The sequence below is a fragment of the Mesorhizobium sp. M0983 genome (genome assembly GCF_040318975.1).
Lineage (GTDB): Bacteria > Pseudomonadota > Alphaproteobacteria > Rhizobiales > Rhizobiaceae > Mesorhizobium.
The window spans coordinates 156,356-182,023 of the sequence record NZ_JAMYNH010000007.1 but is presented as its reverse complement, the minus strand read 5'-3'; the positions used below and the strand labels follow the sequence as shown (position 1 = coordinate 182,023).

At 63.2% G+C, this 25,668-nt stretch carries 25 protein-coding genes and 1 pseudogene; 14 read left to right on the top strand and 12 right to left on the bottom strand.

Annotation, left to right across the window (positions count from 1 at the left end; all coding sequences use genetic code 11):
• The first annotated feature begins 18 nt into the window (after positions 1-18).
• The 4 genes from murJ to NKH71_RS15615 all read left to right on the top strand — a co-directional run bounded on the left by murJ (position 19) and on the right by NKH71_RS15615 (position 4,526).
• Entirely contained in the window at positions 19-1,617 is a 1,599-nt protein-coding gene (gene murJ, locus NKH71_RS15630) for a murein biosynthesis integral membrane protein MurJ (RefSeq protein ID WP_352791093.1), read from the top strand.
• A gap of 293 nt (positions 1,618-1,910) precedes the next feature.
• A complete protein-coding gene (trpS, locus tag NKH71_RS15625; protein WP_352493729.1) occupies positions 1,911-2,993 on the top strand; it encodes a tryptophan--tRNA ligase in 1,083 nt (360 codons plus the stop codon).
• A 193-nt stretch (positions 2,994-3,186) separates the two neighbouring features.
• On the top strand, positions 3,187-3,678 hold the full coding sequence (locus tag NKH71_RS15620) for a universal stress protein (RefSeq protein ID WP_023717912.1): 492 nt from the start codon (positions 3,187-3,189) through the stop codon (positions 3,676-3,678).
• A gap of 278 nt (positions 3,679-3,956) precedes the next feature.
• A complete protein-coding gene (locus tag NKH71_RS15615; RefSeq protein ID WP_023676386.1) occupies positions 3,957-4,526 on the top strand; it encodes a NifU family protein in 570 nt (189 codons plus the stop codon).
• A gap of 167 nt (positions 4,527-4,693) precedes the next feature.
• On the opposite strand, the gene NKH71_RS15610 is transcribed toward NKH71_RS15615, so the two are convergent.
• On the bottom strand, positions 4,694-5,311 hold the full coding sequence (locus tag NKH71_RS15610) for a L,D-transpeptidase (RefSeq protein ID WP_023717909.1): 618 nt from the start codon (positions 5,309-5,311) through the stop codon (positions 4,694-4,696).
• Positions 5,312-5,533: 222 nt separating this feature from the next.
• Here NKH71_RS15610 and NKH71_RS15605 point away from each other — a divergent pair.
• Positions 5,534-5,617, top strand: a pseudogene (locus tag NKH71_RS15605) (Cu(I)-responsive transcriptional regulator); the annotation flags it as partial.
• A gap of 54 nt (positions 5,618-5,671) precedes the next feature.
• Here NKH71_RS15605 and NKH71_RS15600 read toward each other — a convergent pair.
• The 3 genes from NKH71_RS15600 to NKH71_RS15590 form a co-directional block, all read right to left on the bottom strand.
• Positions 5,672-5,797 carry a hypothetical protein gene (locus NKH71_RS15600; protein ID WP_352483308.1) on the bottom strand — a complete coding sequence of 42 codons (126 nt, stop codon included), beginning with the start codon at positions 5,795-5,797 and terminating at the stop codon, positions 5,672-5,674.
• Complete coding sequence (locus tag NKH71_RS15595; protein ID WP_352483307.1) at positions 5,798-5,926, bottom strand: hypothetical protein; 129 nt, start codon at positions 5,924-5,926, stop codon at positions 5,798-5,800.
• A 164-nt stretch (positions 5,927-6,090) separates the two neighbouring features.
• Positions 6,091-6,417 carry a GYD domain-containing protein gene (locus NKH71_RS15590; protein ID WP_352483306.1) on the bottom strand — a complete coding sequence of 109 codons (327 nt, stop codon included), beginning with the start codon at positions 6,415-6,417 and terminating at the stop codon, positions 6,091-6,093.
• 152 nt (positions 6,418-6,569) lie between these two features.
• On the opposite strand from NKH71_RS15590, the gene NKH71_RS15585 reads away from it, so the two are divergent.
• From NKH71_RS15585 to NKH71_RS15575, 3 genes are all read left to right on the top strand, one after another.
• Entirely contained in the window at positions 6,570-6,869 is a 300-nt protein-coding gene (locus tag NKH71_RS15585) for a DUF1330 domain-containing protein (protein ID WP_023717905.1), read from the top strand.
• An 826-nt stretch (positions 6,870-7,695) separates the two neighbouring features.
• On the top strand, positions 7,696-8,196 hold the full coding sequence (locus tag NKH71_RS15580) for an MmcB family DNA repair protein (RefSeq protein ID WP_352483305.1): 501 nt from the start codon (positions 7,696-7,698) through the stop codon (positions 8,194-8,196).
• A 72-nt stretch (positions 8,197-8,268) separates the two neighbouring features.
• Entirely contained in the window at positions 8,269-8,529 is a 261-nt protein-coding gene (locus tag NKH71_RS15575; RefSeq protein WP_198030469.1) for a hypothetical protein, read from the top strand.
• Between the two features lie 26 nt (positions 8,530-8,555).
• Here the strand turns inward: NKH71_RS15575 and NKH71_RS15570 are convergent, their stop codons facing one another.
• The 6 genes from NKH71_RS15570 to NKH71_RS15545 form a co-directional block, all read right to left on the bottom strand.
• A complete protein-coding gene (locus tag NKH71_RS15570) occupies positions 8,556-8,864 on the bottom strand; it encodes a formate dehydrogenase subunit delta (protein ID WP_352483304.1) in 309 nt (102 codons plus the stop codon).
• The gene (gene fdhD / locus NKH71_RS15565) at positions 8,854-9,681 is read right to left on the bottom strand and encodes a formate dehydrogenase accessory sulfurtransferase FdhD (RefSeq protein WP_023717901.1); all 828 of its coding nucleotides are present in this window, start codon (positions 9,679-9,681) and stop codon (positions 8,854-8,856) included. The genes NKH71_RS15570 and fdhD overlap by 11 nt, the downstream gene beginning before the upstream one ends.
• A gap of 183 nt (positions 9,682-9,864) precedes the next feature.
• Complete coding sequence (fdhF, locus tag NKH71_RS15560; protein ID WP_352483303.1) at positions 9,865-12,777, bottom strand: formate dehydrogenase subunit alpha; 2,913 nt, start codon at positions 12,775-12,777, stop codon at positions 9,865-9,867.
• 12 nt (positions 12,778-12,789) lie between these two features.
• On the bottom strand, positions 12,790-14,346 hold the full coding sequence (locus tag NKH71_RS15555) for a formate dehydrogenase beta subunit (RefSeq protein ID WP_352791086.1): 1,557 nt from the start codon (positions 14,344-14,346) through the stop codon (positions 12,790-12,792).
• The gene (locus NKH71_RS15550; RefSeq protein WP_352791084.1) at positions 14,343-14,822 is read right to left on the bottom strand and encodes a formate dehydrogenase subunit gamma; all 480 of its coding nucleotides are present in this window, start codon (positions 14,820-14,822) and stop codon (positions 14,343-14,345) included. Before NKH71_RS15550 ends, NKH71_RS15555 begins: the two co-directional genes overlap by 4 nt.
• A gap of 133 nt (positions 14,823-14,955) precedes the next feature.
• Entirely contained in the window at positions 14,956-15,855 is a 900-nt protein-coding gene (locus NKH71_RS15545; protein WP_023717897.1) for a LysR family transcriptional regulator, read from the bottom strand.
• Positions 15,856-16,048: 193 nt separating this feature from the next.
• Here NKH71_RS15545 and NKH71_RS15540 point away from each other — a divergent pair, with 193 nt between their 5' ends.
• Together NKH71_RS15540 and NKH71_RS15535 are read left to right on the top strand one after the other, a co-directional pair.
• Positions 16,049-16,690: a DUF47 domain-containing protein gene (locus tag NKH71_RS15540; RefSeq protein ID WP_023717896.1), complete on the top strand. Its 642-nt coding sequence runs from the start codon at positions 16,049-16,051 to the stop codon at positions 16,688-16,690.
• A complete protein-coding gene (locus NKH71_RS15535) occupies positions 16,690-17,694 on the top strand; it encodes an inorganic phosphate transporter (protein ID WP_352483300.1) in 1,005 nt (334 codons plus the stop codon). The genes NKH71_RS15540 and NKH71_RS15535 overlap by 1 nt, the downstream gene beginning before the upstream one ends.
• Positions 17,695-17,734: 40 nt before the next feature.
• Here the strand turns inward: NKH71_RS15535 and NKH71_RS15530 are convergent, their stop codons facing one another.
• Positions 17,735-18,112 (bottom strand): VOC family protein, encoded by a 378-nt coding sequence (locus NKH71_RS15530; RefSeq protein WP_352483299.1) that lies wholly within the window; start codon positions 18,110-18,112, stop codon positions 17,735-17,737.
• Between the two features lie 195 nt (positions 18,113-18,307).
• Here NKH71_RS15530 and NKH71_RS15525 point away from each other — a divergent pair, with 195 nt between their 5' ends.
• The 4 genes from NKH71_RS15525 to chrA all read left to right on the top strand — a co-directional run bounded on the left by NKH71_RS15525 (position 18,308) and on the right by chrA (position 24,002).
• Positions 18,308-19,480: an Mrp/NBP35 family ATP-binding protein gene (locus NKH71_RS15525; RefSeq protein ID WP_352791101.1), complete on the top strand. Its 1,173-nt coding sequence runs from the start codon at positions 18,308-18,310 to the stop codon at positions 19,478-19,480.
• Positions 19,481-19,707: 227 nt separating this feature from the next.
• On the top strand, positions 19,708-21,513 hold the full coding sequence (locus tag NKH71_RS15520) for an IlvD/Edd family dehydratase (protein WP_352493736.1): 1,806 nt from the start codon (positions 19,708-19,710) through the stop codon (positions 21,511-21,513).
• A 264-nt stretch (positions 21,514-21,777) separates the two neighbouring features.
• Positions 21,778-22,617, top strand: a complete 840-nt coding sequence (locus NKH71_RS15515; protein ID WP_352493737.1) for a chromate resistance protein ChrB domain-containing protein — start codon at positions 21,778-21,780, stop codon at positions 22,615-22,617.
• Positions 22,614-24,002 (top strand): chromate efflux transporter, encoded by a 1,389-nt coding sequence (gene chrA, locus NKH71_RS15510; protein ID WP_352590780.1) that lies wholly within the window; start codon positions 22,614-22,616, stop codon positions 24,000-24,002. The genes NKH71_RS15515 and chrA overlap by 4 nt, the downstream gene beginning before the upstream one ends.
• 3 nt (positions 24,003-24,005) lie before the next feature.
• Here chrA and NKH71_RS15505 read toward each other — a convergent pair whose 3' ends face one another.
• Positions 24,006-25,595, bottom strand: coding sequence for a trimethylamine methyltransferase family protein (locus NKH71_RS15505; protein WP_352791081.1), 1,590 nt, complete (start codon positions 25,593-25,595; stop codon positions 24,006-24,008).
• Positions 25,596-25,668 lie beyond the last annotated feature (73 nt).

The following is a 25,668-nucleotide window of genomic DNA, read 5'->3' as shown; positions in this document are numbered from 1 at the left end:
CAGGCAGTCTTCAAGCGCATGAGCCTTGTCAAGAAATTCGCCACGGTCGCTTCCGGCACGCTGATGAGCCGCGCCCTCGGCTTTGGCCGCGAGATGCTGATGGCTGCCGCACTCGGCACCGGGCCGATCGCCGACGCCTTCAACGCCGCCTTCCAGTTTCCCAACACCTTTCGCCGGCTGTTCGCCGAAGGCGCCTTCAACGCCGCCTTCGTGCCGCTGTTCGCCAAAGAGATCGAGACGCACGGCACCGACGGCGCCAAGCGTTTTTCCGAAGAGGTGTTCGGCGTCTTGTTCACCGCGCTTCTGGCGCTGACCATCGCCATGGAACTGGCGATGCCGCTGATCGTGCGCTACCTGGTGGCGCCGGGCTTTGCCGACACGCCCGGAAAATTCGAGATGACGGTGGCACTGGCGACCGTCATGTTCCCTTACCTGATCTGCATGTCGCTCGGCGCCATGATGGCCGGCATGCTGAATTCGCTGCGCCGCTATTTCGCCGCCGCGGTGGCGCCGGTGTTCCTCAACATCATCCTCATCGCCGTGCTTGCCTATGCCTGGTACAAGGGTTCGGACGCCCGCACCGTCGGTTTCGGGCTGGCCTGGGGCGTACTGGCGGCCGGCTTGGTGCAGCTGGCGATCGTCTGGGCGGCGGTGCGCCATGCCGGCATTTCGATCGGCTTCCGCCGGCCGAAGATGACGCCCAGCGTCAAGCGGCTGCTGATCCTGGCACTGCCGGCGGCGATCACCGGCGGCATCACCCAGATCAACCAGCTGATTGGCACGGCGATCGCGTCGGCGCAGGACAGCGCGGTGTCGTCGCTGGCCTATGCCGACCGCGTTTACCAGCTGCCGCTGGGCGTTGTCGGCGTCGCCGTCGCCATCGTGCTTTTGCCGGAACTGTCGCGGGCGCTGAAGTCAGGCAATCTGGTCGAGGCGGCCAATCTGCAGAACCGCTCGGTCGAGTTCACCCTGTTCATGACCTTGCCGGCGGCGGCCGCCCTGCTGGTCATGTCCGAGCCGATCGTGCGGCTGGTCTATGAGCGCGGCGCCTTCGCCGCCAACAATTCGACGCCGACGGTCGCGGCAATCCTGGAGATCTTCGGCCTCGGTCTGCCGGCCTTCGTGCTGATCAAGGCCTTCACCCCAGGCTATTTCGCCCGCGAGGACACGCGCACGCCGATGATTTTCGCCGCCATCTCGGTGGCGGTTAACATTACGACGGCACTGACGCTGTTTCCGACGATGGGCGCGCCCGGCATTGCCGTTGCCTCCGCCGTCGCCGGCTGGGTCAATGCGGCGATGCTGCTGGCCGTGCTGATCCGGCGCGGCCACTGGGGCCGCGACTTGCCGCTCATGAAACGCATCCCGCGGCTGGTGCTGTCGGCGGCGGTGATGGCGGCGGCGCTCTATTTTGCCGAGCACTGGTTCGCCGCAAGTCTCGGCTCGGGCTCGCCGCTGGTGATCAAGGCGGTAACGCTGCTTGCGCTCGTCGCCGGCGGGGCGCTGCTTTACTTCGTCACTGCGTTTGCCACCGGGGGTGCGGATTTCGGCATGATCCGCCGCAATATCGGGCGTAAAGGCTCCCAGCCGGTCAAGGAGCAATCTCCGGATTCGTGAGGCGGAAAATTCGTCAGGTCCAATTTTGTTCTTGCTTTGTGCCTGCAGCTATGCTAGTAATTTGCGTATGGTGCTGATTCGCACCGACGACCCCGCCGCAAGGCGGGTTTTTGATTCTGGTCGGCGCCATCCCCTTCAAACAGCCTTCTGTGGCGTCTTGCTCGGCCACGGTCAAAGCCCCGCGCGGCCTAGCCAACACCCCTCTTGATCGTCTCCTCGCTCTCGTCCATAAGCGCGCCGTCGCAAGACTTTCGCCGCGCGCGAAACGGCCCTCCACAAGCCAGGGATACACCATGACCGGCCTCAACCAGCCCGCCTTCAAGCCACTCGTCTTTTCCGGCGTCCAGCCAACCGGCAATCTGCATCTCGGCAATTATCTCGGCGCCATCAAGAAATTCGTCGCCCTGCAGGACACCTCCGACTGCATCTACTGCGTCGTCGACCTGCATTCGCTGACCGCGCAGCTCGTCTATGAGGATCTTCAGGACCAGACGCGTTCGATCACCGCGGCGTTTCTCGCCTCCGGCATCGATCCGACCAAGCACATCGTCTTCAACCAGTCGCGGGTGATGCAGCACGCCGAGCTTGCCTGGATCTTCAACTGCGTGGCGCGCATTGGCTGGATGAACAGGATGACGCAGTTCAAGGACAAGGCCGGCAAGGACCGCGAGAACGCCTCGCTCGGCCTGCTCGCCTACCCCTCCCTGATGGCCGCCGATATCCTCGTCTACCGCGCCACCCATGTGCCGGTCGGCGACGACCAGAAGCAGCATCTGGAGCTGACCCGCGACATTGCGCAGAAATTCAACAACGATTTTTCGGACCGTATCGCGGCGCTTGGTGTCGGCGTCGAGATGCAGGTGGGCGAAGAGACGGTGAACGGCTATTTTCCGCTGACCGAGCCGGTCATCGGCGGCCCGGCGGCGCGCATCATGTCGCTGCGCGACGGTTCGAAAAAGATGTCGAAGTCCGACCCGTCGGACCTGTCGCGCATCAACCTGACCGACGATGCCGACGCCATCTCGAAGAAGATCCGCAAGGCCAAGACGGACCCGGAGGCTTTGCCCGGCGAACTGGACGGGCTTGCCGGCCGGCCGGAAGCGGAAAACCTCGTCGGCATCTATGCCGGCCTCGCCGAAATATCGAAAGAGGCGGTGCTGAAGGAATTCGGCGGCCAGCAGTTTTCGGTGTTCAAGCCGGCGCTGGCCGATCTCGCGGTGGAAAAGCTGGCGCCGATCGCCGGCGAGATGCGCCGCATCTCCGGCGACCGCGCCTATGTCGACGCGGTGCTGCGGGATGGCGGCGAGCGTGCCGGCACATTGGCCGAAGCGACGATGAAGACCGTGCGCGACATTATCGGCCTGCTGCAAGGCTAATTTATGTCGCGCAAAAGTGTGCAGCGGTTTTGCGATAACGACATGCATAAAACAAGAACCTGAAGCGCGTCGCATGAGGCCGGTCGAACGCGACGCGCTTTAAGCTGCACCAACATCGCCACAGCCGCCGGTCGCTTGCGGGCGGGCTGTGGCGGTGGCAGATTGCGGCCGAAAACCATCGAGCAGGGTGAATATGGTCTCCAAACGCCTCAGCCGCGAAGCCGGTCATCGCCGCAAGTTCCTGGCGATCATCGACGACACGCCGGAATGCGAGCGCGCCGTCGCCTACGCCTCGAAGCGGGCGCAAAGCACGGGCGGCGTGCTGGTGCTGCTCTATGTCATCGAGCCGGATGATTTCCAGCACTGGCTGGGCGTCGAGAAGATCATGCGCGAGGAGGCGACCGCCACGGCGCGCGCCGCGCTCGACAGCTACGCCAACAAGGTGCGCCAGAAGCTCGGCATCGAGCCGGAACTGGTGGTGCGCGAAGGCAAGCCGACCGAAGAGATCCACAAGCTGATCGAGGAAGACCAGGACATCGCCATCCTGGTGCTGGCGGCAGGCGCTGGCAAGGAAGGGCCTGGGCCGCTGGTCGGCGCGGTTGCCGGCAAGGGCGCCGCCTTTCCGATTCCAGTGACTGTGGTGCCGCAGAACCTGTCGGACGAGGAGATCGACAGCCTCGCCTGAGATGTGCCGATATTCAGGTGAGGCCGGCCTACAAATGGCGGCTTCCTGCGCTTCCGGTGCTCACGTACCAAAAGTACGCTCCGCTCCGGTTCTCGGAAACCATCATTTTCGGCTCGGCCTGACCTGAATCTCAACACATCTCCAATTGTTTCAGCGAGCTAGCAAAACATTCCACCAGCCAGCCGTTCCCCGCGATGCCTTTCGCTTGAATGTCGGGCGGATAAAGCCTAATTAGAATTATTCCAAACTAGCTGCCCGAAACGGGCACGGAGATGGCCATGTTCATCCAGACCGAGTCGACGCCAAACCCGGCGACGCTGAAATTCCTGCCCGGCAAGGAAGTGCTGCAAGAAGGCACCGCCGATTTCCGTGATGCCGACAGCGCCGCGACGGCTTCGCCGCTGGCCGGCCGTCTGTTCGAGATCCCCGGCGTCACCGGCGTCTTCTTCGGCTATGATTTCATCACCGTGACCAAGGACGGTCCCGACTGGCAGCATCTGAAGCCGGCTATCCTCGGCGCCATCATGGAGCATTTCATGTCCGGCGCCCCGGTGATGGCCAAGGCCGGCCCCGCCGCCGAGACCAGCCAGACCGGCGAATTCTACGACAAGGCCGACGAGGAGCTGGTCGTCACCATCAAGGAGTTGCTCGACACGCGGGTGCGCCCGGCGGTGGCCCAGGATGGCGGCGACATTACCTTCCGCGGCTTCGAGAACGGCACCGTATTCCTGCACATGAAGGGCGCCTGCGCCGGTTGCCCGTCCTCGACGGCGACGCTGAAGCACGGCATCCAGAACCTGCTCCGGCACTTTGTGCCGGAAGTGCAGCACGTCGAACAGGTCTCCTGACGCGCCGTTCCATCGTCAACGTCGATAGACAACAAAAAACCGGGCCAAAGTGCCCGGTTTTCTGTTTGCGACGTCTGTGTGTTGCCTAGACGGTCCGCGTATAAAGCTCTTCTTGTTTGACCATGATCTTGTCCGAAAACCGGGTCCCGCTTTTCGGGATCATGGTCTTACAGCACAATGACCTTGGCGCCGACCGAGGTGCGGTCGTAGAGGTCGATAATGTCCTGGTTCATCAGCCGGATGCAGCCCGACGACATCGCCTTGCCGATCGAATTCCATTCCGGGCTGCCATGCAGGCGGTAGCCCATGTCGCCGCCCTTGTTGAACAGGTACATGGCGCGCGCGCCGAGCGGGTTCTTCAACCCCGGCTCCATGCCGCCGGCAAACTTGGCCAGCTCCGGCTGCCGCCTGATCATCTGCGACGGCGGCGTCCAGGTCGGCCATTCGCGCTTTAGTGCGATACGGGCGGTGCCGTGCCATTCGAAACCTTCACGGCCGACGCCGATGCCGTAGCGCATCGCCTCGCCGTCGCCCATGACGAAATAGAGGAACTTGTTCTGCGTATCGACGATGATGGTGCCCGGCTTTTCCCTGGTGTCGTAGTCGACGATCTGGCGGCGGTATTTGAACGGCACCTTTTCGATCGGGATGCGCGGCAGATGATAGCCGGCATCGGTCACCGCGCCGTAGTTGTTGGTGAAGATCTGCGAGCCGATGGTGCTGCAACCGGCGACAGCCGTCGACAGCGCCAGGGCCGCGACGATTGCAAGTGACTTCATGCGCATGAAAAGGTCCGATGCCTGCCCAAACAACAGCGGCTCGAGTCGGCCGCTTTTTTCATCTTCATTCATGCTGGCATTTGCTTTGCTTGCCAAGCGGGCGATGCCTATATCCTTGGGCTTGCGTGCTGGTAAACCTGCGACTATGGCATTTCGGCAACAGCCCCCGCAGGATTATGCTGCAAAATCAATGGGCCAAGAACAAGAACCCCGAGACGGGGAATCACCATGAATGTCGGTGACGCTGGCTGGCGCTCTGGCCGGCCAGCCAAGGCCATCCGTTACTACGAGGAGATCGGCCTGATCTCGCCTGAGACGCGGCCGCTGCAGGAGATAATCCTGACAAGCCTGGTTCAATAGGCCGGTTCAATAAAGAACGCCGCGAAGCACCGTCCAAGCCAGAAGCCCGAACGTGCCGATCACCACCACTGCACCAAGGACCGTGCCGATCTTTTCAGGCAGTCCATCGGGGCGACCAGGATCGTCGGCCATTCAACTATCGATCATGACGTAGGCGGCACCAAACACGGCAACGATGATTGCCCCAAGCACCGCCCATCCTCTAACGGCCGAGCGGATTTCCTCCGGTGTCGCCGATTTGCGTCCGTCATCGTCCGTCATCTAATGCTCCTCGTAAAAATCCCGTGGCCGACATTGAAAGCGCAAGCTGCCGGCGCTGCCAAGAGGGTGCAGCGGACATTTTTTTGCGCAAAAGTTTAGGAGCGTGCGCCGTTCGACAGCAAGCGTTACCTAGCCTTCGACACTCCGCGAAGCACGGGCGGCCGTCACGATCCCGGTGGGCGATACCGGATCGACTTCGCCCTGCCAAGCGCTTCCATCGTCTCTTCGACACTTAGCAGCACGGTGGTCTCGTAGGAGCTGAGCGCGCCTCCCGCACCAATGGCAAGCATGACCGATGCCATGGAGACGTTGTCCGGCGCCTCCCACAGATTCCAGCCGTCGTGTTCTCCGAAGGCATACCAGAACCCGTGCAGCTTTCCGCCGACCGACTCGATGTAGGAACGGGCAGCCTCGCGTCTGTCCTCGGGATTATCCATCAAGCGCGCCCACGTTTCGGGCCTGTAGCTGAATCGCGTGAGATACATCGGCATGGTTCGTCTCCTCCCAGAGCTATCCCCACGAATGTAGTAAAGCGCCCCAATCCGGGAGAACGCGAGTCGTTTCCGAGGCGTAGTACCGCTGGCTTAGTTGCGGGACCGCTAATGGACCTGCTTCAATGCCTTTCCTAAGGGGAGTAAGGTCAATGGCAGCCTATCTTATTGCCGATGTCGACATAACCGACGCCGCCGTTTTCGAGGAATACCGCCGGGACGTGCCTGCAACCGAAGCCCGCTACGGGGGAAGGTACATCGCTCGTGGCGGAGCCACCAAAGTGCTGGAAGGCGATTGGGAGCCTCATCGCCTTGTCATCGTCGAATTTCCCGACATGGCCTCGCTCCTCGCATGGTACGACTCTCCGGAATACGGCCGCCTCAAAGCCATCCGCGAACGCTGTGCAAAGACGAGGATCATTGCTCTGGAGGGCATGATGCCGGTCAGTTAGAGGGGGTTGTCAACCAGATAATAGCCGCCCAGAAGGCGGCTATATATTTGACAAACCCGGATGACCGCTGACCAAAGCTCCGCTACAAATCAGCCGTGACGCCCGCGCCTATTAGTAGTTTCATTGGAGCCATGATCCTCAGTTTGGTTGGGGTTCTAGCCTACCGCTGGTTTGGCCCTATCGCGCTGGTTATTGTCGGAGGCATTGGTCTTCCAGCGGTGCTCGCCTGTTCCTTATACCGATTTGATTTGAAAAACCGGAAGGCGCGTGAGTGGCTTAATCCGACAGACAAGAGCTCCTAGACCAGCACTGGCCCCAGCACAAAGGCGATTATCCGGTTGGCAACCCGCCTTGGCAGCGGCGACAAAACATGATTCAAATGCGGTTGTGTTGGGGGAAAACATGATCCGCATAGCCATCGTTATAGCCATTGCCGTCAGTGCATCGGCATGCACTAGCCAGGCGAACGTTCCTTATGACACGAGTAAAAAAACCTGTAGAATCTATGTTGAGCCGGGGTCAGGCCACAAGCGTGAACTTTGTCTTCCGGACACTCCAAATAAATACTGTGTGCGTGCTTATTATATAAACACACCAGGTGGAGAAAGGGTAATGTGCGGCCCACTAACCCGCAAGGCAACCACTGCCGAGGGTCGTGCCAGACAGCTTGCAGGCAGTAAATACCCGTAGGAAAACACCCACGGTGGGCCGCTTGCGCTTCAGGGTTCTGCACCGGCGGTGTCCCGTTCTGGTTGGGTTTGTCAACCGGATAATCGCCCCAAAAAACCGGGTTCAAACCGTGAACAAAATCTGACATGGTGCGGCCATGCCTATCATCTCACCTCTACCCCTTAACCCGCTGATCGACGGTCGCCAGTCGGAGCGTGCCATGCTGGTCAGGCGTGGCGTGCAGCGGCTGCTCAAGCAGATGGGCGCGCATGTCTTGCCCGAACTGTCGCTGGCCACCGGGCGCCGCGCCGATCTCGTAGCGCTGACCCGCCAGGGCGATATCTGGATCATCGAGATCAAATCCTCGATCGAGGATTTCAGGGTCGACCGCAAATGGCCGGACTACCGGCTGCATTCCGACCGCTTCTTCTTCGCCACCCATCCCGGCGTGCCCCAGGAGATCTTTCCGGAAGAGTGCGGCTTCATTCTCTCCGACGGCTATGGTGCCGAGGTCCTGCGCGATGCGCCCGAGCACCGGATGGCGGCGGCGACGCGCAAGGCGCTGATGCTGAGGATCGCGCGCGCCGGTGCCGCGCGGTTGCTGGCGGCGGAGCTTGCCGGGGTGTCGGTGCCGGCGCTGGAGGGTGAGAGCGAGTAGGGGGTTTCGCTCTCCGTAGTCATGGAGGCTTGCGCTGCCCCGGCTGCCGCCACCTTGCATAAGAGACGATGTATGACTGCGGTGTTCCGCAAGGAACGCCAACAGCCGGCTGTAGCCTTCGTCTTCCCAGTGCAGGTCGAGATTGGAAATGAAACCCGGCACGAAGACGAGATTGAGCGATCCCTGGCCGACCACCTGATAGGCGATCCGCACGTCGCCGCTGAGCGCGTAGCGAGTTTCGATCGGCCTCACGAGGTTTGTCCGCCCGACCCGACGATTTCTTATCGCCGGATCATAGCAGAGCCGCGAGACTTGCGGCAGATGAAACCTTAGAGGGTGTGAATGTAGGCCCGCGGCGCCTACTTCTGTGACGCAGCCGTAGTCTCGGTGCTCGCTCCGCCGACGCTAAAACCTGCGCCCTCCGGCGCGCCCGGCCGCTTGATGTGTGGGGCGGCCGCGACGACAAGCTCGTTGAAGCCTTCGCCGCCGCTGTCGAGCATCTCGAACAATTGCCGGCGCATCCTCGGCTCCCAGAACTTGTTGATGTGCTCGGCGACGCCGGCAATGCCTTGCTCGCGCGGCTTGGAGTGGAAAAAGGCAGCGATCTGGTTGGCCATGCGAACCAGCTTTTCGCTGGTGCTCATGAGGTGGCCTTCGTCATGCGACATGCTTGGCAACTCCGGAAACCACGCGGTCAGGATGGGTGAAAATATCGAAATCATCGCCGCGCACCAGCGCCACCAGCGTCATGCCGGCGTCGTCTGCGGTGCGGATGGCAAGTGCCGTCGGCGCCGAGACGGCGATGATGAAGGCAGCACCGATCGCCGCGGTCTTCTGCACCATCTCGACCGAAACGCGCGACGTCACGACGACGGCCCCCGACCTGCCGTCGATACCGGCTTTGGCCAGCGCGCCGGCCAGCTTGTCCAGCGCATTGTGACGGCCGACATCCTCGCGCGCCATGACGATGCCCTTGCCGGGGAGGTAAAAACCGGCGGCGTGGACCGCGCCGGTCTCGGCGTGCAGCGGCTGCACCTTCGACAAAAGCTTGACCGAGCGGACGATGTCATCGGCCTGAAGTGTAAGTTTCGACGCACCGACCGGATCGACCGAGCGCATCGCTTCCTCGATCGATTCGATGCCGCACAGCCCGCAGCCGACCGGGCCGGCGAGCCGTCTGCGACGCGCCTCGAAACGGGTGTTGGCCTGGTCCTTCAGCCGGATCTGGATATCGATGCCGGCGCCGTGATCCTCGACCTCGATGGCTTCGATTTCGTCTGGCGAGGCAATGATGCCTTCGGTCAGCGAAAAGCCGAGCGCGAAATCCTCGAAATCGGCCGGGCTTGCCATCATCACCGCATGCGTGGTGCCGGCAAAGGAGAATGCTACCGGCGTCTCTTCCGGCACCATGCGGTTGGCGGCCGCGGTGCCGCCGGCGCGGCGCGCGAGGCGGCTGATCTGGGTGACAGCACGACGTTTGGGCATCACGCGGCACCCCCCTCTGGCCTACCGGCCATCTCCCCCTCAAGGGGGGAGATTGGCAGTTCAGACGTAAGGCACCCTTCGACGCTGGTGATTGGCGAAAGCCGAGATGACATCCAATCTCCTCCCTTGAGGGGGAGATGGCCGGTAGGCCAGAGGGGGGTGCTCCGGCACGACGCCAAAACGCTACTCCGCTGCTTGCAGCGAGGCGATGCGGCGGCTTTGCTTTGCCTGCTCGTCATAGTCGCGCTGCCATTCCGACGGGCCGTTGGATGCACCCACCTGCACCGCGGTCACCTTGTATTCCGGGCAGTTGGTCGCCCAGTCGGAGAAGTCGGTGGTGATGACGTTGGCCTGGGTGTCGGGATGGTGGAAGGTCGTATAGACGACGCCCGGCGACACCCGGTCGGTGATCAGCGCGCGCAGCGTCGTCTCGCCCGAGCGGCTGGTCAGCCGCACCCAGTCGCCATCGCGCAGGCCGCGATTTTCGGCATCATGCGGATGGATCTCCAGCCGATCCTCGCTGTGCCACACGACGTTGTCGGTGCGCCTGGTCTGCGCGCCGACATTATACTGCGACAGGATGCGGCCGGTGGTCAGCAGCAGCGGGAAGCGCGGCCCGGTCCTCTCGTCGGTCGCGACATATTCGGTGCGGATGAACTTGCCCTTGCCGCGCACGAAGCCGCCAATATGCATGATCGGCGTGCCTTCCGGCGACTTCTCGTTGCAGGGCCACTGCACCGAGCCCACCCGGTCGAGAAGGTCGAAGGAAACGCCGGAGAAGCTCGGCGTCGTCTTGGCGATCTCGTCCATGATCTCGGAGGGATGCGTGTAGTTCCAGCCGAGGCCGAGCGCCTTGGCGAGCTCCTGCGTCGTCTCCCAGTCGGCATAGCCGCATTTCGGCTCCATCACCTTGCGCACCATGTTGATGCGGCGCTCGGCATTGGTGAAGGTGCCGTCCTTCTCGAGGAAGGTCGAGCCGGGCAGGAACACATGCGCGTAGTTGGCCGTCTCGTTGAGGAAGAGGTCGTGCACGACGACACATTCCATCGCGGCGAGACCCGCGGCGACATGCTTGGTGTCGGGGTCCGACTGCAGGATGTCCTCGCCCTGTACATAGAGCCCCTTGAACGAGCCGTCGACGGCCGCGTCCAGCATATTGGGGATGCGCAGGCCGGGCTCGTCGTCGAGCTTGACGCCCCACAGGCTCTCATAGATGGCGCGCACCGCGTCGCCCGAAATGTGGCGGTAGCCGGGAAGTTCGTGCGGGAACGAACCCATGTCGCAGGAGCCCTGCACATTGTTCTGGCCGCGCAGCGGATTCACGCCGACGCCCGGCCGGCCGATATTGCCGGTCGCCATGGCGAGGTTGGCAATGGCGATGACGGTGGTCGAGCCCTGGCTGTGCTCGGTCACGCCGAGGCCGTAATAGATCGCGCCGTTGCCGCCGCGCGCATAGAGCCGCGCCGCGCCGCGTATGTCGTCGGGATCGACATTGGCGAGCTGACCGACGACCTCCGGGCTGTTTTCCGGCAGTGCCACGAACGATGCCCAGTCCTGGAACTCGTCCCAGTCGCAGCGCTCGCGGATGAACGCCTCGTCGAACAGGCCTTCGGTGACGATGACATGGGCAAGTGCGGTCAGCATGGCGACGTTGGTGCCCGGCTTCAGCGGCAGATGGAACTGCGCTTCGACATGGGCCGAGCGCACGATATCGGTGCGGCGCGGATCGAGCACGATCAGCTTGGCGCCCTGGCGCATGCGCTTTTTCATGCGCGAGGCGAACACCGGATGCGCATCGGTCGGATTGGCGCCGATCAGCAGGATGACGTCCGTCTGCTCGATCGAATCGAAATCCTGCGTGCCGGCGGAGGTACCGAAGGTCTGGCCCAGGCCATAGCCGGTCGGCGAATGGCAGACGCGGGCGCAGGTATCGACATTGTTGTTGCGGAAGCCCTGCCGGACCAGCTTCTGGACGAGGTAGGTCTCCTCGTTGGTGCAGCGCGACGAGGTGATGCCGCCGATCGACGTGCGGCCGTACTGGTACTGGATGCGGCGGAATTCATTCGCCGTATGGGTGAGCGCCTCTTCCCACGACACTTCGCGCCACGGATCGCTGACCCGCTCGCGGATCATCGGCTTCAGGATACGGTCCTTGTGTGTCGCATAGCCATAGGCGAAGCGGCCCTTGACGCAGGAGTGGCCGTGGTTGGCCTTGCCTGCCTTGTAGGGCATCATGCGAATGACCTCGTCGCCCTTGACCTCGGCCTTGAATGAGCAGCCGACGCCGCAATAGGCGCAGGTGGTGACGGTCGAGCGCTCGGGCAGGCCTTTCGCCAGCACGGTTTTCTCCCTCAGCGCATCGGTCGGGCAGGCCTGCACGCAGGCCCCGCACGACACGCATTCGGAATCGACGAACGCCTCGTGCATGCCGGCCGAGACCCTGGATTCGAAGCCGCGGCCCTCGATGGTCAGCGCGAACGTGCCTTGCACCTCTTCGCAGGCGCGCACGCAGCGCGAGCAGACGATGCATTGCGCCGGATCATAGGTGAAATAGGGGTTCGATTCATCGCGGGCGATGTAGTCGATGGTCAGCGAGCCATGGCCGGGCGCCACGCCGTTTTCTTGCTCGACGTGGTTGCGGCCGTCCACGCCATAGCGGTTCTCGGTCAGGCCGACCGTCCTGACGACCTTGTCGAACTCGCTGGCGCCGGTGCCGGCCGTCTCGCCCCACGCAGCCGGATGGTCAGAGACATAGAGCTCCATCACGCCGCGACGAATGGCGTTCAGCCGGTCGCTCTGGGTATGCACGACCATGCCTTCGCCAACCGGCGTCGTGCACGAGGCCGGCGTGCCGCCGCGCCCGTCGATCTCGACGAGGCAGACCCGGCAGGAGCCGAACGAGTCCAGCATGTCGGTGGCGCAGAGTTTCGGGATTTCAACGCCCGCTTCCATCGAAGCGCGCATGATCGAGGTACCCGCCGGCACCGTCACCGGCTTGCCATCGACGGTCAGCGTCACCTGCTGTTCCGCTTCGGAGGCGGGTGTGCCGTAGTCGATTTCCTGGACCAGCGATTTGATGTCGAATGCCGCGTTCATGCCTGTCCGCTCCTATTCCGCTGCTTCGGCGACCGGCGTCGGCCGAAAGTCGTCCGGGAAATGGTTGAGTGCACTCATCACTGGATATGGGGTGAAGCCGCCGAGAGCGCAAAGCGAGCCGAACTTCATCGTGTTGCAAAGGTCGGTGACCAGCGCGATCTGCTTTTCCGGTTCGATGTTCTCAGCGAGCCGGTCCAGCACCTCGACGCCGCGCGTCGAGCCGATGCGGCAGGGCGTGCACTTGCCGCAGCTCTCGATGGCGCAGAATTCCATGGCGAAGCGCGCCTGCTTCAGCATGTCGGCGCTGTCGTCGAAAACGACGATGCCGGCGTGGCCGATCAGCCCGTCCTTGGCCGCGAACGCCTCGTAGTCGAACGGCGTGTCGAACAGGGCGCGCGGGAAATAGGCGCCGAGTGGGCCACCGACCTGCACCGCTTTGACTGGGCGACCCGTTGCCGTGCCGCCACCGATATCGTCGACGATCTCGCCCAGAGTCATGCCGAACGCCGCCTCGTAGAGACCAGCATATTTGACGTTGCCGGCGATCTGGATCGGGATGGTGCCGCGCGAACGGCCCATGCCGAAATCCTTGTAGAAGGCGGCGCCCTTGTCCATGATCACCGGCACCGAGGCCAGCGAGATGACATTGTTGATTACCGTCGGCTTGCCGAACAGGCCCTTATGCGCCGGCAGCGGCGGCTTGGCCCGCACCTGCCCGCGCTTGCCTTCGAGGCTGTCGAGCAGGGCGGTCTCCTCGCCGCAGACATAGGCGCCGGCGCCGACGCGCACTTCCATGTCGAATGAATTGGGTGACCCGAGCACATTGACGCCGAGCACGCCGGCCCTGCGGGCGATCTCGACGGCCTTCTGCATCACCGCCACCGCATGCGGATATTCCGAGCGGATATAGATGAAGCCCTTGGTCGCGCCGGTGGCGATGCCGGCGATCGCCATGCCTTCGATCAGCACGAAGGGGTCGCCTTCCATGATCATGCGGTCGGCGAACGTACCGGAATCGCCTTCATCGGCATTGCAGACGATGTATTTGCGGTCGGCCGACGTATCGAGGACCGTCTTCCATTTGATGCCGGTCGGGAAGCCGGCGCCGCCACGACCGCGCAGCCCGGACTCGGTCACCTGCTTGACGATGTCGGCCGGTGTCGTCGCCACTGCATTCTGCAGGCCGTTCAGCCCGCCATGCGCCTTGTAGTGATCGAGCGACAGCGGATCGGTGACGCCGCAGCGCGCAAAGGTCAGCCGCGTCTGCCTGGCCAGGAACGGGATCTTGTCCGGCGCGCCAAGCCAGCGCTTGTGGTGGCCGCCGGTGAGGAAGCCGCAGTCGAACAGGCTTTTGACGTCGGATGGCTTCACCGGCCCATAGGCGACGCGGCCAGTGGCTGTCGCCACTTCGACCATCGGCTCGAGGAAATAGGCGCCGCGCGAGCCGTTGCGCACGATCTTGGCCTCGATGCCGCGCTCGGCCAACTCCGCCCGAACCGCCTTGGCGACCCTTTCCGCACCCAGCGCCAGCGCGCCGGAATCGCCAGGAATGTAGATACGCGGGATCATGAGCGCACCTCGGCAACGATCTCACTGAGCTTTTCGTCGTCGAGCCGCCCGATCACCTCGCCATCCAGCATCGCCGACGGCGAGCAGGCGCAAAGGCCGAGGCAATAGACCGGCTCCAGCGTCACCGAACCGTCGCGGCTTGTCTCGTGGAAACCGATGCCCAGCAATGATTTGAGCTTGGCGGCAATCGCATCCGAACCCATCGACTGGCAGGCTTCCGCCTGGCAGAGCTTCAGCACATGCCGGCCGGCCGGCTGGCTGCGGTAATCGTGATAGAAGGTGACGACGCCATGCACCTCGGCCCTGGAGATGTTCAGCGCCTCGGCGATGACCGGCAGCGCGTCCTGCGGCACATAGCCGAACTCTTCCTGGATGCCGTGGAGGATGGGCAGCAGCGGGCCTTCGAGGCCTTTCAGCTCGTGGATGATCGCCGCCGTGCGCGATGCGATCTCGGTACTTGCAGGCTGCATCGTCATGCAGCGCCCTCCCTGGTCGTGGCGGTCTTCCGCTAAGTGCTTAGGAAATCAGAGGAAACCCGCTAAATCAATAAAGCCGATCCGTTGCTCGATAGAAATTTTCTATCGGTCCTGCTCACCAGCATTGTCTAGCCTAGCGGCGGGCGCGGAAATCGTCCGCCAGCGCCATTGCCTCGTCCAACAGCGCCGAGACCAGCGGCGTGTGCGGTTCGCGCGGCGCCGCCACCAGCCCGACGGTGTGGCTGGCATCCGGCTCGACGATCGGGATAGCCCGGATCGGCTCGGAAAAGCCGAACGTTTCCGCAAGGTTAAGCGGCATGATCGACGACCATTTGCCGGTGCGGATATGCGAGAACAGCACGATCATCGAGTTGGATTCCAGTGTCGGCCGCACCTGCACGCCGGCTTCGGCCAGATGCTGGTCGATGATGCGGCGGTTCTGCATGTCCGGCGTCAGCAGGCAGAGCGGCAGCTGGGAGAGTTCCGCCCATGTCACTTTGTCGCGGTCGAAATAGGGGTTCCCGACAGCGGTGATCAACTGGTAGCGCTCGTCGTAGAGCGGCACGCTGGTGACGCGTCCGAGCGGCTCGTTGTCGAGATAGGTGATGCCGGCGTCGATGTCGAAATTGCCGAGCAGCGACAGCACCTCGATCGATGTCCGCGACAGCACCGAGAAGGTGACGCCGGGATGCTTTGCCCGAAACGGCGTCGTCAATCGCGCCACCATGGCGAGGGCCGTCGGGATCGCGGCGATGCGGATGCGTCCTGACAGGCCGTGGCGTGCCGCCCGCATCTCCTCGCGCATGGTCCTGCTATCGCCGACGATGCGGCGCGCCCACACCAGCACCTGCTTGCCTTCCGGCGTCAGCCCCTGGAAGCGCGAGCCGCGCAGCACCAGCATCACGCCGAGCTGGCCCTCCAGCTGCTTGATGCCGGCCGAAAGCGTCGGTTGGGTGACGCCGCACACCTCCGCCGCGCGGCCGAAATGTTCTTCCCTGGCGAGTGCTATGAAGAATTCCAGCTTGTCGATCATGCCGTCGGGAGCCTGTCACGGACGCTATGTCCGATCTTAGCGCGCAAGGTCGGGGAAATCGCCTTCGGCCGCAAGCCGCCTGTGCAAATCGCCCGCATCCACATCTTTCAGCCGGCTTACTGTTTCCCGCGATGGAACGCGGCGCTATGTGGATGGGACGGGGTCGTGGACTGGACACGACGGGAGACGAAACATGCTGGGCTGGTTCCGCAAGCTTTTGCCGCGCGAAGATCGCTTCTTCGACCTGTTCGAGCGGCATTCCCGCACTGTGGTCGGCGGCGCTGAGGCACTGCAGCAGCTTTTGCAGGGCAACGACATCGACCGCTGGTGTCAGACGATCATCGATCTCGAGGACGAAGCCGATCAGATCACCGCGGAAGTTCTGCTGGCCGTGCGCCGCTCCTTCATCACGCCCTTCGATCGCGGCGACATCAAGGACCTGATCCAGTCGATGGATGATGCCATCGACATGATGCACAAGACCGTCAAGACGGTAAGGTTGTTCGAAAAGAAGGAATTCGACCCGCTGATGCAGGAAATGGGGGCCGTCATCGTCGAGGCCGCCAAGTTGGTGGCCGAGGCGATCCCACTGCTCGGCAAGGTCGGGGCGCATACGGTGCGCCTCAACGCCATCGCCGAGGAGGTCATGCGCGCCGAAGGCCGGGCCGACGACCTGCACGAACAGGGCCTGAAGGATCTGTTCAAGCGGCACGGCCGCAGCGATCCGATGGCCTATCTGATCGGCAGCGAGATCTACGGCCAGCTGGAAAAGGTGGTCGACCGCTTCGAGGACGTCGCCAACGAAATCAGCGGCATCGTCATCGAGAACGTATAGTGGAAGCCGCGATAGCCTTTCCGGTGCTGGTCGGCCTTGTCGCCGTCGCACTGTTCTTCGATTTCCTCAACGGCCTGCACGATGCCGCCAACTCCATCGCGACAATCGTCTCCACCCGCGTGCTGAGGCCGCATTATGCGGTGTTCTGGGCGGCTTTCTTCAATTTCATCGCCTTCATGTTCTTCGGTCTTCACGTGGCGGAGACGCTGGGAACCGGCATCATCGACGCCAGCATCGTCACGCCGGCAGTGATCTTCGCAGCACTTGTCGGCGCCATCGTCTGGAATATCGTCACCTGGCTCGTCGGTATCCCGTCCAGCAGCTCGCACGCGCTGATCGGCGGTTTGGTCGGCGCCGGCGTTGCCAAGGCCGGCACCGGCGCCATCGTCTGGGCCGGATTGGGCAAGACGACGGCGGCCATCGTGCTGTCGCCGGCGGCAGGCTTTCTGCTGGCGCTCGTCTTGATCCTCGCGGTCTCCTGGCTGTTCGTGCGGCAGACGCCGTTCGCCGTCGACAGCACCTTCCGCGTCATGCAGTTCTTTTCCGCCTCGCTCTATTCGCTCGGCCATGGCGGCAACGACGCGCAGAAGACCATGGGCATCATCGCCGTGCTGCTTTATTCGCAAGGCATGCTCGGCGCGAATTTTTACGTGCCGCTGTGGGTCGTCATCACCTGTCAGTCGGCGCTGGCGCTGGGCACGTTGCTCGGCGGCTGGCGCATCGTCCACACGATGGGCTCGAAGATCACCCGGCTGAACCCGATGCAGGGTTTCTGCGCCGAGACCGGCGGTGCGATCACCCTGTTCGCCGCCACCTGGCTCGGTATTCCGGTATCGACCACGCACACGATCACCGGCGCCATCATTGGCGTCGGCGCCGCCCGCCGCGTCTCAGCCGTTCGCTGGGGCATTGCCGGCAATATCGTGGTTGCCTGGATTATCACCCTGCCGGCAACCGCGGCGATTGCGGCTCTCACCTACCTCGCGGTCGGCCTGGCAAGGTGACAGCACCGCAGCACTGCGCGGCGGTGCGTGAACGCCGTATCTACCTGTCCACAAGGTTCAGGATGTTGCCGTCCGGATCCTTGAACCATGCGACCTTCATGCCCTGACCGACATGAACGTCACCCTCCAGCGTCAGGCCGGGCATGTCATAATGCTCGAAGGCCACGCCCTTCGATTTCAACGCCTCAACGATTTTGCCGAGCTCGTCGCCGACCGTCCAGGTCACTGCCGTCGCCTTGTTGGTCCCAGCGAAATTCGAACGGTACACGTTGATGCTGGTATCGCCGCTTTTATAGACGATCAGTTCGCCACCTTCATTGTGCACCTCTTTCAGGCCGAGCGTCCCTTCGTAGAAAGCCCTGGCCCTGGCCAGGTCCTTCACTGCGAGATTGGCCGTTGCGTTGCTGTTTGCGAGCATGATCGTCTCCTTCCCTTGATGTCGTGCTCATGCTGCTCCCTCAGATAGGTCGTAACGGATGGTTGGCGACCGTCGATCAGGCAAATCCGACTGCGTCGGTCCGTTTTCCGGGGCACACCAGGCCGGCTGTTGCTCCACGACTTGGTTCTCTCCGGAAACTGCACTATCTCAGGCGCGAGCTTGCATAAGGAAGATCTGATGTCCGTCACCAAGGAAATCGTCATCGAACGCCTGAAGACGGTCAACGGGCCGGATTTCACCGGCAATATCGTCGACCTCGGCATGGTTTCCGAGATTTTCATTGCCGATGCCAAGGTGTTCTTCTCGATCACCGTTCCCGCCGCCCGTGCCCAGGAGATGGAGCCGCTGCGTGCGGCCGCCGAGCGTGTCGTCAAGGCGATCCCCGGTGTCGCCGGCGCCGTGGTCGCGCTGACGGCGGAAAAGAAGGGCGGCGGCATGGAGGCGCCGGTTCCGCAAAGACCGGCTCAGAGGCCCGCTCCGCCGGCCGCACCTGCTCGTCCCGCGCCGCAGGCGCCCGCCTCGCACAGCCATGGCAAGCGCGGCGTACCAGGCATCGACGCCATCATCGCTGTTGCTTCCGGCAAGGGCGGCGTCGGCAAGTCGACCACCGCCGTCAATATCGCCCTTGGCCTGGCCGCCAACGGGTTGCGGGTCGGCGTGCTCGATGCCGATATTTATGGCCCGTCCATGCCACGTCTGCTCAACATTCATGGCCGGCCGCAGACCGTCGACGGCAAGATCCTGAAGCCGATGCAGAACTATGGCCTCAAGGTCATGTCGATGGGCTTCCTCGTCGATGAGGAGACGCCGATGATCTGGCGCGGGCCGATGGTGATGTCGGCATTGACGCAAATGCTGCGCGAGGTCGAATGGGGACCGCTCGAGGTGCTCGTCGTCGACATGCCGCCCGGCACCGGCGACGCCCAGCTGACCATGGCCCAACAGGTGCCGCTGGCCGGCGCCGTCATCGTCTCGACGCCACAGGACCTGGCCCTGATCGATGCGCGCAAAGGCCTCAACATGTTCAGAAAGGTCGACGTGCCGCTTTTGGGCATCGTCGAAAACATGAGCTATTTTCTCGCCCCCGATACGGGGAAACGCTACGACATCTTCGGCCATGGCGGCGCGCGCCGTGAGGCAGAGCGCCTCGGCGTCACCTTCCTTGGCGAAGTGCCGCTCGAGATGGGCATCCGCGAAAGCTCCGATGCCGGCACGCCGGTGGTGGTCTCCAAGCCCGATAGCGCCGAGGCGAAAATCTATCGCGACATCGCCGCCAAGGTCTGGCACCGCGTCAATGAAGAGCGCGGCGCGGCCGAGGCTGCAGTGCCGAGCATCGTGTTCGAGTGATGCGGATATCCCTCCCCTTTGAGCGGAGGGTGGCCCGAAGGACCGGGCGGGGTCCGCGGCGACACGCTCCAACTTTTCCGGGATAGCGGACTGACAAACCACGATCCCGTCTAGCGCGGAGGCAGATGTGTGTCTATCGCACCAAAGTGCGGATTCGGATGGCGCGTGCCCCTTGCCTGCTCCCGCGCGTTGTCATATCGATTTGTCATACAAATACGGAGACCACGATGGCAGGCGCCCCCACCAGCAAGAAAAAATTTCGCTCGCAAGAGTGGTTCGACAATCCCGACAATCCGGGCATGACAGCACTTTATCTGGAGCGCTACCTGAATTACGGGCTGACGCGGGCCGAACTGATGTCCGGCAAGCCGCTGATCGGCATCGCCCAGACCGGCTCGGACCTGTCGCCCTGCAACCGCCATCACATCGAACTGGCCAAGCGCGTGCGCGAGGGCATCGTCTCGATGGGCGGCATTCCTTTCGAGTTTCCTTGCCACCCGATCCAGGAAACCGGCAAGCGGCCGACAGCTGCGCTCGACCGCAACCTTGCCTATCTCAGCCTGGTCGAGGTGCTCTACGGCTATCCGCTCGACGGCGTGGTGCTCACCATCGGCTGCGACAAGACGACGCCGGCCATGCTGATGGCCGCGGCTACCGTCAACATTCCGGCTATCGCGCTTTCGGTCGGCCCGATGCTCAACGGCTGGCACAAGGGCAAGCGCACCGGCTCCGGCACCATCGTCTGGGAATCGCGCCAGCGCCTGTCGGCCGGCGAGATCGGCTATGACGAGTTCATGGACATCGTCGCCTCCTCGGCGCCGTCGACCGGCTATTGCAACACGATGGGCACCGCTACCACGATGAATTCGCTGGCCGAGGCGCTCGGCATGCAATTGCCGGGCTCGGCCGCAATCCCCGCCCCCTATCGCGAACGCGGCCAGATCGCCTATGAGACTGGAAAGCGCATCGTCGACATGGTGCATGAGGATCTGAAGCCCTCCGACATCATGACCCGCAAGGCCTTCGAGAACGCCATCGTCGTCAATTCGGCGATCGGCGGGTCGACCAATGCGCCGATCCACCTCAACGCCATCGCCCGCCACCTCGGCGTGCCGCTCGACAACAACGATTGGCAGAAGGTTGGCCTCAACATTCCGCTCATCGTCAATCTGCAGCCGACCGGCGAATATCTCGGCGAGGACTATCACCATGCCGGCGGCGTGCCGGCTGTGATCGCCGAACTGATGAAGGGCGGCATGCTGCCCTATCCGGAAGCCATGACCGCTAACGGCAAGACCATCGGCGACAATTGCGGCGGCGCCGTGAACGAGAACCTCGACGTCATCCGCACGGTTGCCGAGCCGCTGAAAGCCAATGCCGGCTTCATCAACCTCAAGGGCAATCTGTTCGATTCGGCGATCATGAAGACCAGCGGCATCTCGCCTGAATTCCGCGAACGCTATCTGTCGAACCCGAAGGACCCGGAAGCGTTCGAGGGCAACGCCATGGTCTTCGACGGCCCCGAGGATTATCACGCCCGTATCGACGACCCGGCACAGGGCATCGACGAGCACACCATCCTGTTCATGCGCGGCGCCGGCCCGATCGGCTATCCCGGCGGCGCCGAAGTCGTCAACATGCAGCCGCCTGCCTATCTGATCAAAAAGGGCATCCACGCGCTGGCCTGTATCGGCGACGGGCGTCAGTCAGGCACGTCGGGCTCGCCGTCGATCCTCAACGCCTCGCCGGAAGCCGCCATCGGCGGCGGCTTGGCGCTGCTGAAGACCGGCGATCGCGTCCGCATCGACCTGCGCAAGGGTACCGCCGACATCCTCGTCAGCGACGACGAGATCACGCGGCGCCGCGCCGAGCTGCAGAACAATGGCGGCTATCATTATCCGAAGCACCAGACGCCGTGGCAGGAAATCCAGCGCGGCATGGTCGACCAGTTTTCCGAAGGCATGGTGCTGAAGCCGGCGGTGAAGTACCAGGATGTGGCTCATACAAGCGGCGTGCCGAGGGACAATCACTGACCAGGGTCCGTCGCACGAGCCGTCAGGTCGCCAGCGTTACGGTCACCTCATTTCTCCCCGTTAACAGCCCGCTAACGGGGAGAAATGCCCGCCACAGAGTTGGACGCGGTCATTTGTCAAAAGCGATTGCTCCCGCGAGAACGGGAATGCTTGACAAGCGGGCGTGACAAATCCACGATCATCGTAAGGGGTGCATCGCGACGACCCCGTGAGGCGTCAGCCCAACGTTCGCGTCCAAGCTTCTCTTTCAAGGAGGTGGACGCCATGCCGTCAACAACCGCTATCACTGTATCGCAACTGTCTCGTCTGATTGGGCTGCCGGGTGCGCCCGCAATCATCGATGTCCGCATCAATGATGACTACAACGCCGATCCGCGCCTGTTGCCGGGCTCAATCCGGTGTGACTTCAAGACTATCGCCACCTGGGCTGGCGAATTCACTGGCCAGCAAGTGACGGTGGTCTGCCAACAGGGAAAAAAGCTCTCGCAAGGCGTGGCCGCATGGCTGCGGCACGAGGGCATTGCCGCCGAATCGCTCGAAGGCGGGTTTGAGGCATGGCGCGATGCCAAGGGGCTTTTGGTTCACACCGGCAAGATACCGCCCGCCGATGCCAAGGGCCGCACCGTTTGGGTGACGCGTACGCGCCCGAAGGTCGACCGCATCGCCTGCCCCTGGCTGATTCGGCGCTTCATCGATCCTCACGCGGTCTTTCTCTTCGTCGAGCCGGCCGAAGTGGCGGCGGTCGCCGATCGCTTTCAGGCCGTGCCTTTCGACATCGAGAACGTGTTCTGGAGCCACCGCGGCGAACGCTGCACCTTCGACACCATGATCGAGGAGTTCGGACTAAAATCCGAAGCGCTCGATCGTCTCGCCACGATCATACGCGCCGCCGATACTGCGAGCCTCGATCTTGTCCCACAGGCGGCCGGGTTCCTGGCCGCCTCGCTTGGCCTGTCGCGGATGTTTCGCGACGACCTGGAACAGCTCGAGGCCGGCATGCTGCTCTACGATGCGTTCTTCCGCTGGTGCCGCGATGCCACCGAGGAGACGCATAACTGGCCGGCCGCCGGTACGGGCAATCTCGGCGCGGGCAAACCTTCGTGAGCGCCGTCCTTTCGAAAAAGCCGCCGGAGATCCAAGAGCCGGTTGTGCCGAGCTTCCGGCAGGCCGTGAAAGTCTGGGCGAAAATCGGCGTGCTCAGCTTTGGCGGCCCGGCCGGGCAGATCGCACTCATGCACAAGGAATTGGTCGAGGAACGGCGCTGGATCGGCGAACAGCGTTTCCTGCATGCGTTGAACTACTGCATGCTGCTGCCTGGCCCCGAGGCCCAGCAACTTGCCATCTATATCGGCTGGTTGCTGCACAAAACGGTCGGCGGCCTTGTTGCCGGCATTCTCTTCGTCGTGCCGGGCGCGCTTGTCATGCTCGTCCTGAGCAGCCTCTATGCGCTCTATGGCGATGTACCACTCGTCGCGGCGCTGTTTTTCGGGGTCAAGGCGACCGTGCTCGCCATTGTCATCGAGGCGGTGATCCGGATCGGCAGACGCGCGCTGAAAAACCCCGTCATGGTGTCGATCGCACTCGCCGCCTTCATCGCCATCTACGCGTTGAACGTGCCGTTTCCGCTGATCGTCCTGCTTGCCGGCCTGGCAGGCTGGATCGGCAACCGTAGTGCGCCGGCATTTTTTTCCGGCGCTTCGCATGGCAAGGGCGATGTTCCCGAGATCAAGGGCGCGGTCGATCTGATGTTCGAGCGCGGTGAACTGACCCACGTCAGGCCGACGCGATGGCACGCGCCGCGCATCTTGGCGATCTGGCTGCCGATCTGGCTCGGGCCTGTTCTGCTGGTCTGGGCTGTCACCGGCTCGGCCAGCGTCTGGACGCAAATCGGTGGCTTCTTCAGTGTCATGGCGGTCGTTACCTTCGGCGGCGCCTACGCGGCCCTTGCCTATGTGGCGCAGGCAGCGGTCGAGTACTTCGGCTGGCTGGCACCCGGTGAAATGGTCGACGGCCTCGGACTTGCCGAAACCACGCCGGGCCCGCTCATCCTGGTCTTGCAGTTCGTCGGCTTCGTCGCCGCCTTCCGCCAGTCGGGCTCGCTGGCGCCGCTGCTTGCCGGGTTGTTTGGCGGGCTGTTCACGCTGTGGGCGACGTTTACCCCATGTTTCCTGTGGATATTCCTTGGCGCGCCTTACATCGAAGCGCTGCGCGGCAACAAGGCGCTGTCGGCGGCGCTCGGCGCAATCACCGCCGCCGTCGTCGGCGTCATCATGAATCTCGCTCTATGGTTCGGCTTGCACGTCATCTTCGGCGAAGTGCGCAATGTCGGGCTTGGAATGGACGTGCCGGTGCTTTCATCGATAGACTGGCGCGCGGCGCTGCTTTCCTGTGCCTCGATGATCGCCATTCTGAAGCTGAAAATCGGCATGCTGCCGACGCTTGCCGGATCGGCGCTGGCCGGCGTCTTGTTGCTGGCGGCGAGCGGCTAACGCTCAGCCGCCCATTCTGCCGCGCGGCAGCTTGATCATATCGCCGAAACGGGCGCGCAATTTGTCGTCGACGGGCTTCGGCACATGGCGCGGGAAGCGTTCGGCAAGCACGCGTTTCTTCTCGATGATCGCCCGCTGCAAGATGTCGGGCCTGCCTTTCTCATTCCATTCCTTCGGCGAAAAGCGGTCGCCGACGGCCGGATAGAAATATTCGGTCTGCATCAGCCGCAGCGTCTGCTCGTTGCCGAGATAATGGCCCGGGCCCTTCAGGCAGACATCGGCGATGGTGTCGATGGACAGCGACTCGTCCGTCACCTCGATGCCGCGCACGCAGCGCAGGCAGTGGCCGAGCATGTCGTTGTCGATGATCAGGCTCTCAAGGCAAAAGCCGAGCAGCGAGGCGTGCATGCCGGCCGATTCGTAAACCAGGTTGAGGCCGGCAAGACCGGCCATCACGTCGGTTATGCCCTTTTCGTAGCCTGACTGAATGTCAGGCAGTTTCGAATCCGTCATGCCGGCGGCCGAACCGCCCGGCAGGTCGTAAAATTGTGCCATCTGCGCGCAGGCCGCGGTCAGCACCGCCTGCTCGGCCGAACCGCCCGACATGGCGCCGGTCCGGAGGTCCGAGACGAACGGCCAGGTGCCGAAGATTGCCGGGTGGCCCGGCTTGATGGCGTTGACATAGATTAGGCCGACCAGCACTTCGGCGACCGCCTGCACCACGGCACCGGCAATCGCCGCCGGTGCCGTCGCACCTGCCTGGCCTGCCGACAGCAGCAGGATCGGAATGCCGCCCTCGACACAGGCTTCGAGCACGCCGCAGGCGTCCTCGGCAAACTTCATCGGCGGCACGACGAAACAGTTCGAATTGGAGACGAAAGGCCGCGCGCGAAAATTCTCTTCGCCGCCGGCGATGGCATAGAGCATCTCGAGCGCCGGCTTGACGTTCTCACGCACGGTAAACGAGGTGCCGACATGCTTCGACGTGCCCATGACACAGGCGTAGAGCGTGTTGAAATCCATATCGAGCGGGTCGGGGATGTCGCGTGGCACCATCGGCCGCTGGAAGAAATGGATGTTGTCGAGCCCCTCGACCAGACGCGCCGCATCGTAAATGTCCTGCAGCAGCGACTCGCGATACTCACGCTTTTCGACATCGACAAGATGCACCGCAGCACCAGCCGTGCCGTAATGCACACGCTTGCCCTGGATCACCATGTCGTGCTTCGGATCCTGGCCGTGCAGGGTGAAATGCCGCGCCGCTTTCTTGATCGTTTCGACCACCAGACCGCGAGGAAAGCGCAGGCGGCCGTCCTCGCCAAGCGTTGCGCCGGCCTTGGTCAGTACCTCAATGCAAGAGGGGATGGCGTTGGCGAAACCGACCGTCTCCAAAAGGGTAAGCACGGCCTCGTGGATACGTTCGCAATCATTGCCGCTGAGCGGGCTGTAGCTTCCGCCTTCGAGGCCGGCGCGCACCGGCTTGACGTCGTCGGCGAGCGGTGCCGCCCGCATGGCGCGGCGCGCCTCGCGCCCGCCGGACCGCCGCGAACGCTGGTCTGCGGACACGTCCTGCTTCTCATGGGCCATTGGCATGAAGGCACTCCAACTTTAGCTGCGGAGCGGGCGCGGCGGTTGGTCCACCATCGGCCTGCTTCGTCCCCTTTAT

Bases quoted from the DNA above. Each gene is read 5' to 3' on its own strand.
- NKH71_RS15555 (WP_352791086.1), bottom strand. From the start codon at position 14,346: ATGATCCCGCGTATCTACATTCCTGGCGATTCCGGCGCGCTGGCGCTG.
- NKH71_RS15585 (WP_023717905.1), top strand. From the start codon at position 6,570: ATGGCAGCCTATCTTATTGCCGATGTCGACATAACCGACGCCGCCGTT.
- NKH71_RS15505 (WP_352791081.1), bottom strand. From the start codon at position 25,595: ATGCCAATGGCCCATGAGAAGCAGGACGTGTCCGCAGACCAGCGTTCG.
- NKH71_RS15545 (WP_023717897.1), bottom strand. From the start codon at position 15,855: ATGATCGACAAGCTGGAATTCTTCATAGCACTCGCCAGGGAAGAACAT.
- fdhF (WP_352483303.1), bottom strand. From the start codon at position 12,777: ATGAACGCGGCATTCGACATCAAATCGCTGGTCCAGGAAATCGACTAC.
- NKH71_RS15620 (WP_023717912.1), top strand. From the start codon at position 3,187: ATGGTCTCCAAACGCCTCAGCCGCGAAGCCGGTCATCGCCGCAAGTTC.
- NKH71_RS15530 (WP_352483299.1), bottom strand. From the start codon at position 18,112: ATGCTCGCAAACAGCAACGCAACGGCCAATCTCGCAGTGAAGGACCTG.
- NKH71_RS15515 (WP_352493737.1), top strand. From the start codon at position 21,778: ATGCCGTCAACAACCGCTATCACTGTATCGCAACTGTCTCGTCTGATT.
- NKH71_RS15550 (WP_352791084.1), bottom strand. From the start codon at position 14,822: ATGACGATGCAGCCTGCAAGTACCGAGATCGCATCGCGCACGGCGGCG.
- NKH71_RS15600 (WP_352483308.1), bottom strand. From the start codon at position 5,797: ATGGCCGACGATCCTGGTCGCCCCGATGGACTGCCTGAAAAGATCGGC.
- NKH71_RS15615 (WP_023676386.1), top strand. From the start codon at position 3,957: ATGTTCATCCAGACCGAGTCGACGCCAAACCCGGCGACGCTGAAATTC.
- murJ (WP_352791093.1), top strand. From the start codon at position 19: ATGAGCCTTGTCAAGAAATTCGCCACGGTCGCTTCCGGCACGCTGATG.
- trpS (WP_352493729.1), top strand. From the start codon at position 1,911: ATGACCGGCCTCAACCAGCCCGCCTTCAAGCCACTCGTCTTTTCCGGC.
- NKH71_RS15595 (WP_352483307.1), bottom strand. From the start codon at position 5,926: ATGACGGACGATGACGGACGCAAATCGGCGACACCGGAGGAAATCCGC.
- NKH71_RS15580 (WP_352483305.1), top strand. From the start codon at position 7,696: ATGCCTATCATCTCACCTCTACCCCTTAACCCGCTGATCGACGGTCGC.
- fdhD (WP_023717901.1), bottom strand. From the start codon at position 9,681: ATGCCCAAACGTCGTGCTGTCACCCAGATCAGCCGCCTCGCGCGCCGC.
- NKH71_RS15575 (WP_198030469.1), top strand. From the start codon at position 8,269: ATGACTGCGGTGTTCCGCAAGGAACGCCAACAGCCGGCTGTAGCCTTC.
- NKH71_RS15610 (WP_023717909.1), bottom strand. From the start codon at position 5,311: ATGCGCATGAAGTCACTTGCAATCGTCGCGGCCCTGGCGCTGTCGACG.
- NKH71_RS15520 (WP_352493736.1), top strand. From the start codon at position 19,708: ATGGCAGGCGCCCCCACCAGCAAGAAAAAATTTCGCTCGCAAGAGTGG.
- NKH71_RS15570 (WP_352483304.1), bottom strand. From the start codon at position 8,864: ATGTCGCATGACGAAGGCCACCTCATGAGCACCAGCGAAAAGCTGGTT.
- NKH71_RS15540 (WP_023717896.1), top strand. From the start codon at position 16,049: ATGCTGGGCTGGTTCCGCAAGCTTTTGCCGCGCGAAGATCGCTTCTTC.
- NKH71_RS15590 (WP_352483306.1), bottom strand. From the start codon at position 6,417: ATGCCGATGTATCTCACGCGATTCAGCTACAGGCCCGAAACGTGGGCG.